This is a genomic window from Alteromonas sp. MmMcT2-2 (genome assembly GCF_022348305.1).
Taxonomy (GTDB): domain Bacteria; phylum Pseudomonadota; class Gammaproteobacteria; order Enterobacterales; family Alteromonadaceae; genus Alteromonas; species Alteromonas macleodii.
In genome coordinates this window covers 1-16194 of record NZ_JAKRFA010000015.1, presented here as the reverse complement: position 1 = coordinate 16194, position 16194 = coordinate 1, and the positions used below count along the sequence as shown (strand labels likewise).

The following is a 16194-nucleotide window of genomic DNA, read 5'->3' as shown; positions in this document are numbered from 1 at the left end:
TTTAGAAGCTTGAATGTCAAGTTTCCATAAAGAAAGGTCAGCTTTGCAAAGTTGACGTAAAGCTGCGAACTAAGCCCTATTCACATAGCCATATCGCTGTATTGTGCGTGCCAAGATCAGCACTCTCTACATGTGCCTATTTGCTTTTACGCAGGCTTTATCCAACCAAGAACAACTTCAAAGGACATTCAATTTATGCAATTGACCTCTCAATCTTTGCTTCGTGGAACATGGTTCCAAACAGTGGCAATTGGGCTTATTGCACTGCTTGGGCTTACCGCTTGTGGTGGCTCAGGCAGCAGTAGCTCAGATTATTCGTATGCTTACATTCAGTTTTACAACGCTTCGCCTAACGGTGCCAATGTAGAAATGCGTGAAGTTGATGGCGATAGCTTTGGCTCTGCTCAATTTGGTGACACTACGTCAATGTACTCTATGGATGATGGAGAATTAGAACTCGAGTTCATTCGAACTGATTCAGACGACCAAGAAGTATTTATTGACGAGATTACCGTTAACTTAAAAACCGGTTATAAGACCATTGTTGTTATGAGTGGTGACTTTAGTAACCCCGTTTTTACCACCTATTCCTATAAGCGCGAAACATTGGAAGATCACTTCCGCCTATTCGCTTTGTCGGTAGCAGTAGATGAATCTTCTTATGATTTCTACATGAGTGAGTCTGGCGACCCGTTTGAAGCAGCCAACTTCCTTGGCACGGTTACAACGGGCGACATGATTGAATTTGACTTCTGGGATGCAGATGATGACAGTGAATACTTTGATGAGGGCGAGTACACGATTTATTTGACCGAACCAGGAAGTGACGATGTTGTCTTTGAATCACAAACCATCGATTTTGTATACGAAACTGAGTATCTAATGACACTGCGCGATGTCAGTGGCGCCATTCAAGAAGGGCTAGTTGTAGACACTATTCTTAACTCTTCATCAGTTACGGCGCTTACAGATGTAGAAGCAGATTCACAGTATCGTATTTACAACTCTACGAATCTGGATGCAGAGCTTCAGGTTACCTTTGGTGGAAACACTGATGAAGAGGACGTCAGTTTTACACTCGCGGCGGGCGAGTTGTCTGAGTTTAGTACTATCCGCTATGGCGATTATCGCGTTACCGTAACCGACCCATCAGGTACAGTGGCGTCACTGAGCAACAAGCTAATTACGCTTAATCAGGGTGAGAGTAAGGCTATTCTCATCTACAACACTAACAATAAATTAGGCGCAGCAACCTTTGTAGAAAGTGGTTTGCCTCAGGCCTACGATAAGACAGTAAACTTCATCAACCTAGTTAGCGATTTTGATGACGTAGACTTCTACTTGGTAAGAAATGACGAAACCATTGATACTGCTGAGTACGATATACAGAATCTTGAATTTGCTGAAAGTACCAGTGAAGTGCTGCCGTCAGACTACTATGAAGTGATTGCCGTATACGAAGATGACAACGAGGAGCAGGTGCTGCTTGATAGAACCGCGCTGTTTGGCTTTACAGAGGAAGAAAACTACATAGTTACTGTTGAGCCAGCGGATACACCAACGGGATATGAAATTAACGTGCTTTATTAATCGGTTAGTACATTTATTATACTAATTGATAAGGGTGAAAACTTTCATCTGCGTGTATTTCACGTAAGTTTAAAAGGTCAACGCTAAAAACGTTGGCCTTTTTACTTGCTGTCCGGGAGGGCGAAAATCCTCATGAGTATCATTAAAGATCTACAAACCATATCAAATGACAAAGCACTTTCATTTGATAAAAAGCTCGAGAGCTTGCTAAGCATAGGTACGGAAATACTCGGGTTGGAAACAGGGATTGTAAGTAACATGCAAGGCGATAATTACCGTGTGCTTAGCGTTATTACGCCCGACAACGACATACCATTAAATACGACCTTCGCATTACCAGACACTTACTGTGCAGACGTGGTGAACAGCGATGCTGTTGTGGCTTATCACAATATAGATACTGCGCCAGGTGCCTCGCATCCGTGTTTTGAAAAATACACATTAAAGAGTTATCTCGCTTCACCAGTGCGAGTACATGGTGAATTTTTCGGTACAGTAAACTTCTCATCTCTCGGTCCACGGGACACACCCTTTACGCCATTAGAGATGGATTATTTACTTTTGCTTGCTTCGTGGATAGGCAACGAATTAGAGCGTCAACAAGCGATAAGTAATCTCAATGCGCAAAAAGCGATATTAGAAGAGAGAAACTCGTTATTACACCAAGTGACTAATCTTGCCGGTGTAGGTACATGGGAATTAAATATTGATACCGGAGCATTGATTTGGTCTGGTGCACTGAAGCGAATGCTGCATGTGCATGGTGAAAAAGTAGTAAAGCCAGAAGACGTGATCAAATTCGTGGTTGATGAAGACCAGCGGAATAAATACGTCGCCCAGTTCAATCAGATGATAAAAACCGGCGAAGACTTTTCCTATGAACTTGAAGTTCGCACCGATGCGGGAGAAACCCGTTGGTTACAAAGTCGCGCTCATCCGGTCATGGAGAATGACCGTTGCGTTAAGGTAATTGGTGCTACAGTTGATATTACGCAGCTTCACATGGACAAGGCAATGCTGCAGCAAAAAACGGATATGGCAGAAAGCGCCTTGAAAGCGCGAAGTGAGTTCCTTGCGAATATGAGCCATGAAATAAGAACACCAATTCATGGGGTTCAGGGCATGCTTGAGGCACTTATTAGTTCCTCGCTAAATTCTACCCAGCTAGAACATGCCACTATTGCTATGAAAAGTGCAGATTCATTACTCAACATCGTGAATGATATATTGGATTTTTCTAAAATCGACTCTGGCAACATGTCGTTTGAAGAATCGCCCACCAACCTTGCCGACACCATAGAAGAGCAAGTGCCGATGTTCACGCGGCTAGCTCACGAGAAAGGTATAGAACTTTCAGTAAGCACAAAGGGGGTTGAGGGCAAAACCTTCATAGCTGACAAACTAAGAATTGGGCAAATTCTGATTAACCTATTGAATAACGCCATTAAATTCACAAAAGAGGGGAAGGTAACGGTTGAAACTAAAAGCACCCGATACGGAAAAGGGCGGTTCAGAGTAAAACTAATCGTGACTGATTCAGGGATCGGAATTAGCGAGCAACAGCAAAAGCTCATTTTCTCGCCGTTTGTTCAAGCAGAAAACTCGACGCAGCGAAGATATGGTGGCACAGGCTTAGGGTTGTCTATAGTCAGTCAAATCGTGAAGCATTACGGTGGTAAAATTGAGGTGTGCAGTGATTTAGGCGTGGGGGCGCGATTTATCGTAACCCTCATGCTAGACGATGCTAACGCTGGCACGGTAGCCGAAAAAGCATGTGGCCATAATGCTGTTTATATCCCTTCTAAACAGGAACTGAGCGCGTTTAAAGCACTAATAGTTGAAGACAATGAAATAAATCAGCTTGTCATTAAAGAGCAACTAAAAGAGATAGGTATTACCGCCGATTTAGCCGAAAACGGTGAAGAGGCAGTAGAAAAAGTTAAAGGCGCATTAAAAGGAAAGTCACCCTACACAATCATTTTGATGGACTGCCATATGCCTGTAATGGATGGATTAGAGGCGACGAAGCTAATTAGGTCAATGGGAGACAAGGCACGGGACATCCCAATAATTGCATTAACCGCAAATGCGTTAACCGGCGACAAAGAAAAATGCTTGAAATCCGGCATGGATGACTTCATATCAAAACCTGTTGGTGTAAGCCGGTTGAAAGAGTGCCTTTACAGGCACTTGAGTAAGCAGCTTGTAAGCAATGAAAATCGCCTAAAAGATCCTGCTTGATAACCTATGACGTGGTTATCAGCCCCGACTTTTAGTCGGGGCTTTTTTATTGCTCACATAGTTTAAAAATAATTCAATTTACCGCTATCACTTCCAAATGTTTTCTGTTATTATTTCGCGCCCTTTTTATGGGGGTATGTACATAAAAGCAACGACATCCAGTTGTTTTTAGCAGCACTAACGACTCGGGAGAGTCTTAATTTTAAGAGCGGAGCACTAACATGATCCAAATGCAAACTAACCTGGACGTTGCAGACAACAGCGGCGCTCGCAGGGTTCAGTGTATTAAGGTTCTTGGTGGCTCGCATCGCCGTTATGCAGGTATCGGTGACATCATCAAAGTTACTGTTAAGGAAGCAATTCCTCGCGGTAAAGTTAAAAAAGGTGACGTACTGAATGCAGTGGTGGTGCGTACTAGAAAAGGCGTTCGTCGTGCAGATGGTTCTACCATTCGTTTTGACGGTAACGCGGCTGTTATGCTTAATGCTAACAAGCAACCAATTGGTACGCGTATCTTTGGCCCGGTTACCCGTGAGTTGAGAAGTGAAAACTTCATGAAAATCATCTCATTGGCCCCAGAGGTACTATAAGGAGTCACGATAATGGCTAATAAAATTCGTCGTGATGATGAAGTAGTCGTATTAGCGGGTAAAGACAAAGGCAAACAAGGCAAAGTCCTTAAAGTGCTTATTGCTGATAACCGTGTAATTGTAGAAGGCGTTAATCTCGTTAAGAAGCACACTAAGCCAAACCCACAACTGGGCGTAGCTGGTGGCATCGTTGAGAAAGAAGCTTCTATTCACGTTTCTAATGTTGCGATTGTTAACCCGGCAACGGGCAAAGCAGATCGCGTTGGTTTCCGTTTCGAAGATGAGAAGAAAGTACGTTTCTTCAAGTCTAACGGCGAACTTGTTTAATTATATTGGAGAGTACGATGGCGAAACTGCATGATTTCTATAAAGAAACAGTAGTAGCTGAACTTGCTAAGCAGTTCGGATACAAAAGCGTCATGCAAGTCCCTCGGATTGAAAAAATCACTCTAAACATGGGTTTAGGTGAAGCAGTTGCTGACAAAAAGGTACTTGAGAATGCTCAAGCTGACATGACGGCTATCGCCGGTCAGAAGCCTGTTGTTACAGTTGCTAGAAAATCAGTAGCGGGTTTTAAAATCCGTGAAGGTTATCCGATTGGCTGTAAAGTAACCCTACGCGGCGAGCGTATGTGGGAATTCCTAGAGCGTTTGATTTCAATCGCTATCCCACGTGTTCGCGACTTCCGTGGTTTGAATCCTAAATCATTCGACGGACGTGGTAACTACAGCATGGGCGTGCGTGAGCAAATCATTTTCCCTGAAATCGATTTCGATAAAGTGGATAAGGTTCGCGGTATGGATATCACTATCACTACCAGTGCGAATACAAATGAAGAAGCACGTGCTCTGCTGGACGCGTTTAACTTCCCATTCAAAAAGTAGGGGTGTAGGGTTATGGCAAAAGAATCAATGAAGGCACGTGAAGCTAAGCGTACTAAGCTAGTAGCTAAGTATGCTGAAAAGCGCGCCGCACTTAAAGCGATTATCAGCGATGTTAACGCTTCTGAAGATGAGCGTTGGGACGCTGTTCTGAAGCTACAACAACTGCCACGTGACTCTAGTAAGTCTCGTCAACGTAACCGTTGTCGTGTTACTGGTCGTCCACATGGTTACCTACGCAAATTCGGTCTTAGCCGTATTAAGCTTCGCGAAGCAGCGATGCGCGGTGAAGTCCCTGGCCTTAAGAAAGCCAGCTGGTAAGGAGTAGCTGATAATGAGCATGCAAGATCCTATCGCGGATATGTTTACCCGCATCCGTAACGGCCAGATGGCACAGAAAGTTTCTGTAACTATGCCTTCTTCAAAACTTCGCGTTGCAATCTGTGAAGTATTGAAAGCTGAAGGTTATATTACTGACTTCGCTGCTTCTGGTGACGTTAAGCCTGTTTTAGAAGTTACGCTTAAGTACTTCGAAGGCAAGCAAGTAATTGACACTATCGAACGTGTAAGCCGTCCTGGTCTGCGCATCTATAAGAAAAAAGATGAGCTTCCAAAGGTTATGGGTGGTTTAGGCGTAGCTATCGTGTCGACTTCTAAAGGTGTGATGACTGACCGTGCAGCGCGTAACGCTGGCATGGGCGGTGAGATCATCGGTTATGTAGCATAACGGAGGAGTTGAAATGTCACGTATAGCAAAAGCCCCAGTAGACGTTGTATCAGGTGTAGAAGTTTCTATCTCTGGTCAAGAAGTTACTGTTAAAGGTAGTAAAGGCACTTTGACCCGCGTTTTCAACGACGCTGTAGAAGTTGCACAGGAAGAGAACCAACTTAAAGCACTTCCACGTGAAGGCTTTGTTGACGGTTGGGCACAGGCTGGTACTGCGCGCTCTATCCTTAACGCAATGGTTCAAGGTGTTTCAGAAGGTTTTGAGAAAAAACTTCAGTTGTTAGGTGTTGGTTACCGTGCACAAGCACAAGGTAACAAACTAAACCTTACACTAGGTTTCTCTCACCCTGTAGCATACGAAATGCCTGAAGGCATTACGGTTGAAACTCCTAGCCAAACTGAAATCGTCGTTAAAGGCGCCGATAAGCAGGTGGTTGGTCAGGTTGCGGCGAACATTCGTGGTTACCGTCCACCAGAGCCTTACAAAGGTAAAGGTGTACGTTACGCTGACGAACACGTACGTCGTAAAGAAGCTAAGAAAAAGTAGGTGGGTGATACGATGGATAAGAAAACAGCTCGCATTCGTCGCGCTACTCGCGCACGAGCAAAAATTCGTGAACTGGCCGCGCATCGCTTGGTAGTTAACCGTACACCTCGCCACATCTACGCTCAGCTAATCGCTCCATGCGGTTCTGAAGTGTTGGCAGCGGCTTCAACTGTTGAGAAAGATCTTGCAAAAGATCTTAAGTCTACAGGTAACGCTGAAGCAGCGACGGTAGTCGGTAAAGCAATCGCAGAGCGCGCGCTTGAGAAAGGCATTAAAACAGTGGCTTTCGATCGCAGTGGTTTCCAATACCACGGTCGCGTTAAAGCATTAGCTGATGCAGCTCGCGAAGCTGGTCTTCAGTTCTAGGAGTTTATAATGGCTAAACAAGACGTTCAAAATGGTGAATTTCTAGAGAAATTGATCGCCGTAAACCGCGTATCTAAAGTGGTTAAAGGTGGTCGTATCTTTAGTTTCACTGCATTGACAGTAGTGGGTGACGGTAACGGTCGCGTTGGTTTTGGTTACGGTAAGGCACGTGAAGTACCTGCTGCAATCCAAAAAGCAATGGAAAAGGCACGTCGCAACATGGTTGACGTAGACCTTAACGGTCACACGTTACAGCACCCGATTAAAGGTCGTCACTCTGGCTCTAAAGTTTACATGCAGCCAGCATCTGAAGGTACCGGTATTATTGCCGGTGGTGCGATGCGTGCAGTACTTGAAGTAGCTGGTGTACAAAACGTACTTTCAAAATGTTACGGCTCTACAAACCCAATCAACGTTGTACGTGCAACAATCAACGCGCTGACAGAAATGAACAGCCCGGCGAAAGTTGCTGCGAAGCGTGGATTGTCTGTAGAAGAAATTTTGGGGTAATCAGACATGGCAACGATTAAAGTAAAGCAAACTAAAAGTGCAATTGGCCGTCTGCCAAAGCACAAAGCTACGCTTAAAGGTTTAGGCCTTCGTAAAATCAACCATGTTCGTGAACTGGAAGATACCCCAGCCGTTCGTGGCATGATCAACCGTGTATATTACATGGTTGAGATAGTGGAGGAGTAAGACATGCGTTTAAATACAATTTCTCCAGCCGAAGGTTCAAAGCCTACTGGTAAGCGTTCTGGTCGTGGTATCGGCTCAGGTCTTGGTAAAACGAGTGGCCACGGTCACAAAGGTCAAAAAAGCCGTTCAGGTGGCCGCGTTAAGCCAGGATTCGAGGGTGGTCAGATGCCTATCCAGCGTCGTCTTCCTAAGTTCGGTTTCACTTCACGCAAGAGCTTTGTTACTGATCAAGTAACTCTTGCTGAAATCGCGAAGGTTGATGGTGATACTGCGTCTCTTGAGACTTTAAAAGCAGCTGGTATCGTTAAGAAAGAAATCCAGTTCGTTAAAGTTGTTAAGAGCGGTGAAGTTTCACGCGCTGTTACAGTAAGCGGGTTAAAGGTTACTAAAGGCGCTAAAGAAGCGATTGAAGCTGCTGGCGGTAAAGTAGAGGAATAAGCTAGATGGCTAAACCAGGATTGGATTCAGGCGCTAAAAGCGGCTTGAGTGAGCTTAAGGCAAGATTGTTGTTCGTACTTGGTGCGATTGTTGTATTCAGACTAGGTTCTTACGTTCCTATCCCTGGCATCGATCCAGCTGTACTTGCTGACTTGTTCGAGCAACAAAAAGGCACCATTGTAGAAATGTTTAACATGTTCTCTGGTGGTGCGCTTGAGCGTGCATCCGTTCTGGCTTTGGGCATTATGCCATACATTACTGCATCCATTATCATGCAGTTGCTCTCGGTGGTTCACCCACCGATGGTGGAGCTTAAAAAAGAAGGCGAAGCAGGCCGTCGTAAAATTAGTCAGTACACGCGTTATCTAACGCTTGTATTGGCTATCTTCCAATCAATTGGAATTTCGACTGGTTTGCCTAACCTGATTAATGGATTGGTGATAAACCCTGGCTTCGGATTCTACTTTACGGCAGTAGTGAGCCTAGTCACAGGAACTATGTTCCTTATGTGGTTGGGTGAGCAAATTACCGAACGAGGTATTGGTAACGGTATCTCTATATTGATTTTTGCTGGTATTGTTGCCGGTCTGCCAACAGCGATAGGTCAGACTGCGGAACAAGCAAGGCAGGGCGACATTAACTTGTTGTTCCTACTGTTGATTGGCGTGATTGTTATCGCTCTTACATACCTAGTTGTATTTGTAGAGCGCGGACAGCGCAGAATTGTGGTAAACTACGCAAAACGTCAGCAAGGCCGTCAGGTTTTTGCTGCACAAAGCACCCATTTACCGCTGAAAGTCAACATTGCTGGTGTAATTCCACCAATCTTTGCTTCTAGCATAATTCTGTTCCCGGGTACCATCGCAGGATGGTTCGGACAGAATGAATCAACAGCGTGGTTGCAAGATGTAGCGCTTATGCTATCTCCTGGTCAACCGCTGTACGTGATGTTATATGCAGCTGCGATTATCTTCTTCTGCTTCTTCTACACGGCGTTGGTTTTCAACCCGCGTGATACAGCAGATAACTTGAAGAAATCTGGCGCGTTCATCCCAGGCATCCGCCCGGGTGAGCAAACGTCACGATACATTGACAAGGTAATGACTCGCCTTACACTGGCTGGCGCACTGTACATAACCTTTATTTGTTTAGTGCCTGAATTCATGCTAATTGCTTGGAATGTGCCGTTCTACTTCGGTGGTACGTCGCTTCTCATTATCGTAGTAGTTATCATGGACTTTATGGCACAAGTACAGACACATTTGATGTCTAGTCAATATGAGTCTGTGCTGAAGAAAGCTAACCTTAAAGGCTACGGCCGATAAGTTAGCCCCTTAATATTGATAGAAAGGGGAAAGATGTAATGAAAGTTCGTGCATCAGTAAAAAAGATTTGCCGTAACTGTAAAGTTATCAAGCGCAACGGTGTTGTGCGTGTAATTTGCAGTTCTGACCCAAAGCATAAGCAGCGTCAGGGCTAATCTAAGCGGAACAAGATATTCGCAAAGCTAAGTAAGCAGAACCTAGATAGTACTTGTCTGGTTCTGCTAGTTTTGTTTTAAAGTATTTTGAACCTTAATTTGCAATTTAGTCGACGGGTAAGTATCCTATCGGGCTTTTTAGGTCGTCGACAAATAAACAAGAGGAGTGCTGTTAATGGCCCGTATCGCTGGCATTAACATTCCTGAGCACAAGCATGCTGTAATCGCTATCCAAGCGATCTATGGCGTTGGTCCCACACGTGCGAAAAGCATTTGTGCGGGTGCTGGTGTTGCAGAAAATACAAAAATCAAAGAGCTAGACGAAGCTACTATTGATAAGCTTCGTGACGAAGTGGCTAAATTCACCGTTGAAGGTGACCTACGCCGTGAAGTCTCTATGAGCATCAAACGTTTGATGGACCTGGGTTGCTTCCGTGGTATTCGCCACCGTCGTAGCTTGCCTCTACGTGGTCAGCGCACTAAAACTAATGCGCGTACCCGTAAAGGTCCTCGTAAGCCAATTAAGAAGTAAACGGGGAGTAAGTTATGGCTAAAGCACCAGCTCGTAGCACGCGTAAGCGCGCTAAACGTCAGGTTGCAGACGGTATGGCTCATATCCATGCGTCTTTCAACAACACAATTGTGACTATTACAGACCGTTCAGGCAATGCACTAGCATGGGCGACATCTGGTGGTTCAGGTTTCCGTGGTTCACGTAAATCTACCCCATTTGCTGCACAGGTAGCTGCTGAGCGTGCAGGTGTTGCTGCACAAGAATACGGTCTTAAGAACCTTGAAGTTTTCGTTAAAGGTCCAGGTCCAGGCCGTGAGTCTGCGATCCGTGCTCTTAACGCTACAGGTTATAAGATCACAAACATTACCGATGTGACCCCTATTCCTCACAACGGTTGTCGTCCACCGAAAAAACGTCGCGTTTAATCGACGGACAGTTGGAGAAAGATCATGGCAAGATATTTGGGTCCAAAACTCAAACTTAGCCGTCGCGAAGGAACAGACCTGTTCCTAAAAAGCGGCGTTCGCGCAATCGATTCTAAATGTAAAATCGATACAGCGCCTGGTCAGCACGGTGCCCGTCGTGGCCGTCTGTCTGACTACGGTGTTCAGCTGCGTGAAAAACAAAAAGTTCGTCGTATGTACGGCGTTCTGGAAAAGCAATTCCGCAACTACTATAAAGAAGCTGCACGTCTAAAAGGCAACACAGGTGAAAACTTGCTACAGCTTTTAGAACAGCGTCTTGATAACGTAGTTTACCGTATGGGTTTCGCTAGCACTCGTGCAGAAGCACGTCAGCTAGTTAGCCACAAGGCGATCATGGTAAATGGTCAAGTTGTGAACATCCCATCGTTTAACGTTTCTGCCGAAGACGTGGTTTCTGTTCGTGAAAAGGCTAAGAAGCAAGCGCGTATCGTTGCTGCTTTGGAACTGGCTGACCAACGTGAGAAGCCAACCTGGATTGAAGTAGACAGCAGCAAAATGGAAGGCACTTTCAAGCGCGTTCCTGAAAGAACTGACCTGTCTGCGGAAATTAACGAACAGTTGATCGTCGAACTTTACTCTAAGTAAAGCTAACTAAAGAGGAAGCATTGTGGGTTCTGTGACTGAATTCCTAAAACCGAGATTAGTTGAGATCGAAAACGTTTCTCCTACTCGTGCCAAAGTAACTTTGGAACCACTAGAGCGCGGCTTTGGCCATACTCTAGGTAACGCCCTACGTCGTATTTTACTGTCATCTATGCCAGGATGTGCAGTTACCGAGGTAGAAATTGACGGCGTTCTTCACGAGTACAGCACCAAAGAAGGTGTTCAGGAAGACGTAATTGAAATCTTGCTAAATCTTAAAGGTTTAGCGGTTCGCCTTGAAGGTAAAACTGAGGCAACCCTAACTCTAGTGAAATCTGGCGCTGGCCCTGTTGTTGCTGGTGATATTCAGCATGATGGCGACGTAGAAATTACAAACCCTGACCACGTTATTTGTACTTTAACTGGCGAAGCTGAAATCAGCATGCGCATTAAAGTAGAAATGGGTCGCGGTTATGTACCAGCTTCTACCCGTCGCTCCTCTGAAGAAGATGATCGTCCAATTGGTCGTTTGTTAGTAGACGCTTCATACAGCCCAGTTGAACGTATTGCTTACAGTGTAGAGTCTGCTCGTGTTGAACAACGCACAGACCTAGACAAACTAATCATCGACATGGAGACGAACGGTACTTTGGATCCTGAAGAAGCGATCCGCCGTTCTGCTACTATCCTAGCTGAACAGCTAGATGCATTCGTAGACCTACGTGATGTGTCTGAGCCAGAAGCGAAAGAAGAGAAGCCAGAATTCGATCCGATTCTGCTTCGCCCAGTAGATGACCTAGAGCTAACAGTACGTTCTGCAAACTGTTTGAAAGCAGAAGCTATCCAGTACATTGGTGACCTGGTACAGCGCACTGAGGTTGAGCTACTTAAAACGCCAAACCTTGGTAAGAAATCGCTAACTGAAATCAAAGATGTTCTAGCATCTCGTGGTCTTTCTCTAGGTATGCGCCTAGAAAACTGGCCGCCAGAGAGCATCGCTGAAAAAGATTAATCAGGTTTTTATCAAACTGATTTGTAGAGAAGGATAAAACTATGCGCCATCGTAAGAGTGGTCGTCAGTTGAATCGCAACAGCAGCCATCGTCAAGCTATGTTCAAAAACATGGCCGGTTCTTTGGTCAAGCACGAAGTGATCAAAACTACGTTACCAAAAGCGAAAGAATTACGTCGCGTAATCGAGCCTCTAATCACTATGGCTAAAGAAGACAGCGTTGCAAACCGCCGTCTAGCTTTCGCCCGCACTGGTGACAAAGAGGTTGTAGGTAAACTATTCAACGAGCTTGGTCCTCGTTACGAAGCTCGTCCAGGCGGCTACACTCGCATTCTTAAATGCGGTTTCCGTGCTGGCGACAATGCCCCAATGGCATATGTTGAGCTAGTTGACCGTCCGGTTGTAGAAGCTGAAGAAGAAGCAGTAGAAGCAACTGAAGAGTAATTAATACTCGATTAGAAAAAGGGGCCTGAGTGAAAACTCAGGCCCCTTTTTTTGTATAAACAACTTTACCGTAGCTAGACTGTTCGCTCGTCACTTAAACCTGATTCTGCGTTTAACGCAGCACTTAAATATCACACCGCTCAATATGCCATTCGGTATTGGGATAAACTTAGAAAAGCCAGGCTATTCCACCATTTTTCTTGGTAACTTCCGCTTTGAAAAAGTAGCTGTGTTGTTGTGTCAAGCCTTTATGAAACGTAACCAGTTCTGCGCAGTAGAGGCCAACTTGTTCTCCGCTGAACATCTGTTGAACGACTAGGTTTCGATTTGTGTGTTTCGAAAAAGTCGCTTTTTTATGTCAATGGCATGATTACTAAAATTAACCTCGTTTTGGGAAGTGAGATATTTTTTGCTGTCTGATAATATATCCACGTATATTAAAATACCTTCTTGGGTAGTAGATAAGACTAAAAAGTTTGGAGCAACGGATGTCTGTGATTTGCACAGTGGATAGTTCGGAATACTGGCTGCAGTTATGCAAAAAAAGCGCTAAAGGTGTTGTAGAGAGCTATAAAGACCTCAAAGACAAGCTAATCGATACGGTTTACGTTAAGAACAGCTTGTTAATCGATGATCTAGGGTCACTTCTAAGTCAGCGTGATAGCGTAATTGTTGCAGTAGCGCCACCTTTTTTATCCCTTCAATCCTACGATGACAGCGACTTAAGCGAGTCAATACATCGTTTGACTCAACAAATTCAAGACTTATACAGCCTATATAAAAAGCACAAAAATAAACTTAGTTTAGTGCCTTTATCTGCGTTTTGTAGCCAATACACTGCGCAGAGCGAGACTGCAGGTTGGTGTGAACAACTTATTGATGAAAATGAAGTAGAAGTTAATATCGGCGCGGTAATTAGCCATAGTTTATACAATCAAAATATTGACCTAATTAGGGCCTATAAAAAATTGCAGTCTTGTTTTCAATTAAAGGATGAAGACTCTGTTTTCTACCCAAATTTAAATAAGTTAAACGAAATGCTTGTTCGTCAAGCAATAGAGCGGCAAGAACTAAAGCTAGAAAATGACAAGGTAATAGAGCAAAGCTTTTTGTTGCTAGAGGGTTTAGAGGGTAAGGAGGTTGAATTAAATTCAACAGCCAAGAAACACGTGGAAGAACTAAGTGCAGCAAAAAAACTGTATGAAGAAGCCAAGACCAAACTAACGAAGAAACACAATGAAGCTAATCAAGCCTTAATAGCGCAGCATGCTCAAGATATGAAGTATGTAGATGATAAGCTCAAGTCTTCGAAAAAGGAAATGTCAGTGTTGTCTGAACAGTTACTTTCGGTTCAAAACGCGTTTGTTGCTAAAGAAAAAGAATTTGAGGCTTTTGTTCATTCCAGTAAAAAAGAAGCAACGATAAATGAAAAAACAAAAAACCGCGAGATAAAGCAGTTAGAGGCAAAACTTGAACGAAAGCAGGCAACTGAGCAACAGTTGAGGGCTGAGCTTGCTGAACTCAAAGCAATCAAGTCTACCAAACTTTGGAAAATTTCTAGTAAGGTTGAAAAATTCTCAAATGTTGTTGATAAGTACGGTGCAAAGCGCAAGAAGTTGTCGCAAGATATGGGGCTCTTGTACACGAGTGACCTCTTCGATGCAGATTGGTATTTAGATACATATCCCGATGTATCAGGTGCCGGATTAGATCCAGCAGAGCATTACTTGTTGTACGGGGCAAAAGAGGGAAGGAAGCCCTCACCTCAATTTGATGGGAAGTGGTACTTAAAAGCAAACCCTGATGTTGCGAAAGAAAATAGGAACCCATTAATTCACTACCTTAAGTTTGGTCGCGCAGAGAATAGATCCATTTCTCCTGTAATGATTACCCATAACAAAAAAAAGTAAAAGAGCGCTTCAATGTCTAAATTCCTTTTATGGATTGGAGCTGGCGAGGCTCTATCCCTTAACTTCAATTACGCTGACTTCAACAAAGTAATTTTCGTTGATCCCTTATTGCGTGTGAGTTCTTTCAGCAACCTAGGTGATGAAAAAAAATTTGTTTTTCTAAATAAAGCAGTAACGCCAAATGTGTTTGAAGTTAAGCCATTTACAGTTTTTAACAATGAAGAGTTCTCTTCCTTCTTAGAGCCCAAGGGATTAAAAAACTTATACCCAAACTTAGCATTAGAAGAAGTTCAAGGTGTAGAAACCACGACTATTACTGATATCGTGAAAGAATATAATGTTACAGGTAACGCAAATACATTAGTTCTAGAGTTGCCGTGCTTGTCTGGCGACCTTCTTGATGAGTTGAAATCAAAGGGCATACTGAACTTATTCAACTCAATTGTGGTAAGTGCTGGTAAAAAACCTTTATATGCGAATTCAAACGACATCCAAGTGGTAGTAGAAAAGTTAACAAGTGAATATTACGAATTTACGGAAGATCTTGGTGAAGATGAAGATATATGTACATATAGATTCGTTTTTAATCCTATGTTGCAGCAAATCGCAGCTTTACAGAATGAAGTTCTAGATTTAACTGCACAGTTAAAATTAGTCGCAAGCGCTAACCAACAAGTAGAAAGTGATAAAGAAGAAATGGAGGCGCTATTATCTAATTCGCAGGTAGCATTCCGTGAAATACGGGTTGAATTGCAAGCCGTACAGACTGAATTGCAGGTAGCTGCCGAAAAAGCACAAAGTAGTGAAGCCCAAGTCAGTGCACTTAAAAACGAAAAAGATGAGCTAAATGCACAATTAACCGAAGAAAACAAAACTACAGCACAACAGATATCATTATTAGAAAGCCACGAGATACACGCAGTTACAGAAAAGGCACAAAATAGTGAAGCCCAAATCAGTGCACTCAAAAACGAAAAAGATAAGCTAAATGCACAATTAATCGAAGCTAATAAAAAAATTGAGAAATATAACGCCACTATACATCAGCAAGAAGAGCAACTGCTTGCAGAGCAGAAAGGTTCGCAGCAGCTTTGCTTAGAGAACGAAGAACTAAAAGCGAATAAAGCGGCTGCAGCACAACAAGTATTGTCACTAGAGCGCCAAATCGAAAGTTTGAGCGCACAGTTGAAGACTTTAGAAAGCGTTAACCAGCAAGCAGAAAGTGATAAAGCGGAATTAGAAACTTTATTATCCAATTCTCAAGAAGCTTTTAGTAAAGCGCAGACCGAGATACACGAGGCTGCTGAAAAGGCGCAAAATAGTGAAACCCAAATCAGTGCACTTAAAAACGAAAAATATGAGTTGAGTGCGCAATTAATCGAAGCCAATAAAGAAATTGAGCAACATAACGCCACTATACATAAGCAAGAAGGGCAATTGCTTGCAGAGCAGAAAAATTCACAGCAGCTTTGCTTAGAGAACGAAGAACTAAAAGCGAATAAAGCGGCTGCAGCACTACAAGTATTGTCACTAGAGCGCCAAATCGAAAGTTTGAGCGCACAGTTGAAGACTTTAGAGAGCGTTAACCAGCGAGCAGACAGTGATAAAGCGGAATTAAAAGCTTTATTATCTAATTCTCAACAAGCTTTTAGTGAAGTGCAGGCCGAGATACACGCAGTTACAGAAAAGGCA

The 16194-nt window shown here is 43.7% G+C and carries 21 protein-coding genes; all 21 read left to right on the top strand.

The window, feature by feature from the left end:
* Nucleotides 1-195: 195 nt before the first annotated feature.
* Complete coding sequence (locus MHM99_RS10570; RefSeq protein ID WP_239219243.1) at nucleotides 196-1590, top strand: DUF4397 domain-containing protein; 1395 nt, start codon at nucleotides 196-198, stop codon at nucleotides 1588-1590.
* Between the two features lie 132 nt (nucleotides 1591-1722).
* The gene (locus MHM99_RS10565) at nucleotides 1723-3831 is read left to right on the top strand and encodes an ATP-binding protein (RefSeq protein WP_239219241.1); all 2109 of its coding nucleotides are present in this window, start codon (nucleotides 1723-1725) and stop codon (nucleotides 3829-3831) included.
* A gap of 221 nt (nucleotides 3832-4052) precedes the next feature.
* Nucleotides 4053-4421, top strand: a complete 369-nt coding sequence (rplN, locus tag MHM99_RS10560; protein WP_012519228.1) for a 50S ribosomal protein L14 — start codon at nucleotides 4053-4055, stop codon at nucleotides 4419-4421.
* Nucleotides 4422-4433: 12 nt separating this feature from the next.
* On the top strand, nucleotides 4434-4748 hold the full coding sequence (gene rplX / locus MHM99_RS10555; protein ID WP_014950912.1) for a 50S ribosomal protein L24: 315 nt from the start codon (nucleotides 4434-4436) through the stop codon (nucleotides 4746-4748).
* A 17-nt stretch (nucleotides 4749-4765) separates the two neighbouring features.
* Nucleotides 4766-5305, top strand: coding sequence for a 50S ribosomal protein L5 (gene rplE, locus MHM99_RS10550; RefSeq protein WP_014950911.1), 540 nt, complete (start codon nucleotides 4766-4768; stop codon nucleotides 5303-5305).
* Nucleotides 5306-5317: 12 nt separating this feature from the next.
* Nucleotides 5318-5623: a 30S ribosomal protein S14 gene (gene rpsN, locus MHM99_RS10545; protein ID WP_014950910.1), complete on the top strand. Its 306-nt coding sequence runs from the start codon at nucleotides 5318-5320 to the stop codon at nucleotides 5621-5623.
* 13 nt (nucleotides 5624-5636) lie between these two features.
* Nucleotides 5637-6029, top strand: a complete 393-nt coding sequence (gene rpsH / locus MHM99_RS10540) for a 30S ribosomal protein S8 (protein ID WP_012519224.1) — start codon at nucleotides 5637-5639, stop codon at nucleotides 6027-6029.
* 13 nt (nucleotides 6030-6042) lie between these two features.
* Complete coding sequence (gene rplF / locus MHM99_RS10535; protein WP_014950909.1) at nucleotides 6043-6576, top strand: 50S ribosomal protein L6; 534 nt, start codon at nucleotides 6043-6045, stop codon at nucleotides 6574-6576.
* Nucleotides 6577-6588: 12 nt separating this feature from the next.
* Entirely contained in the window at nucleotides 6589-6942 is a 354-nt protein-coding gene (rplR, locus tag MHM99_RS10530; protein WP_014950908.1) for a 50S ribosomal protein L18, read from the top strand.
* A 9-nt stretch (nucleotides 6943-6951) separates the two neighbouring features.
* A complete protein-coding gene (gene rpsE / locus MHM99_RS10525; protein WP_012519221.1) occupies nucleotides 6952-7452 on the top strand; it encodes a 30S ribosomal protein S5 in 501 nt (166 codons plus the stop codon).
* Nucleotides 7453-7458: 6 nt separating this feature from the next.
* Complete coding sequence (rpmD, locus tag MHM99_RS10520) at nucleotides 7459-7638, top strand: 50S ribosomal protein L30 (protein ID WP_014950907.1); 180 nt, start codon at nucleotides 7459-7461, stop codon at nucleotides 7636-7638.
* Nucleotides 7639-7641: 3 nt separating this feature from the next.
* Nucleotides 7642-8076: a 50S ribosomal protein L15 gene (gene rplO, locus MHM99_RS10515; RefSeq protein WP_014950906.1), complete on the top strand. Its 435-nt coding sequence runs from the start codon at nucleotides 7642-7644 to the stop codon at nucleotides 8074-8076.
* Between the two features lie 5 nt (nucleotides 8077-8081).
* On the top strand, nucleotides 8082-9401 hold the full coding sequence (gene secY / locus MHM99_RS10510) for a preprotein translocase subunit SecY (RefSeq protein WP_014977524.1): 1320 nt from the start codon (nucleotides 8082-8084) through the stop codon (nucleotides 9399-9401).
* Nucleotides 9402-9439: 38 nt separating this feature from the next.
* Nucleotides 9440-9556, top strand: a complete 117-nt coding sequence (gene rpmJ / locus MHM99_RS10505) for a 50S ribosomal protein L36 (protein ID WP_012519217.1) — start codon at nucleotides 9440-9442, stop codon at nucleotides 9554-9556.
* A gap of 175 nt (nucleotides 9557-9731) precedes the next feature.
* Nucleotides 9732-10088 (top strand): 30S ribosomal protein S13, encoded by a 357-nt coding sequence (gene rpsM / locus MHM99_RS10500; protein ID WP_012519216.1) that lies wholly within the window; start codon nucleotides 9732-9734, stop codon nucleotides 10086-10088.
* A gap of 14 nt (nucleotides 10089-10102) precedes the next feature.
* Nucleotides 10103-10495: a 30S ribosomal protein S11 gene (rpsK, locus tag MHM99_RS10495; protein ID WP_012519215.1), complete on the top strand. Its 393-nt coding sequence runs from the start codon at nucleotides 10103-10105 to the stop codon at nucleotides 10493-10495.
* Nucleotides 10496-10519: 24 nt separating this feature from the next.
* Nucleotides 10520-11140 carry a 30S ribosomal protein S4 gene (gene rpsD / locus MHM99_RS10490; protein ID WP_012519214.1) on the top strand — a complete coding sequence of 207 codons (621 nt, stop codon included), beginning with the start codon at nucleotides 10520-10522 and terminating at the stop codon, nucleotides 11138-11140.
* Between the two features lie 19 nt (nucleotides 11141-11159).
* Nucleotides 11160-12149, top strand: coding sequence for a DNA-directed RNA polymerase subunit alpha (gene rpoA / locus MHM99_RS10485; RefSeq protein ID WP_039226687.1), 990 nt, complete (start codon nucleotides 11160-11162; stop codon nucleotides 12147-12149).
* A 41-nt stretch (nucleotides 12150-12190) separates the two neighbouring features.
* Nucleotides 12191-12592: a 50S ribosomal protein L17 gene (gene rplQ, locus MHM99_RS10480; protein WP_012519212.1), complete on the top strand. Its 402-nt coding sequence runs from the start codon at nucleotides 12191-12193 to the stop codon at nucleotides 12590-12592.
* Nucleotides 12593-13335: 743 nt separating this feature from the next.
* Nucleotides 13336-14502 carry a hypothetical protein gene (locus MHM99_RS10475; protein WP_239219239.1) on the top strand — a complete coding sequence of 389 codons (1167 nt, stop codon included), beginning with the start codon at nucleotides 13336-13338 and terminating at the stop codon, nucleotides 14500-14502.
* A gap of 12 nt (nucleotides 14503-14514) precedes the next feature.
* On the top strand, nucleotides 14515-16194 hold a 1680-nt coding region (locus tag MHM99_RS10470; protein WP_239219237.1), incomplete at its 3' end, for a hypothetical protein.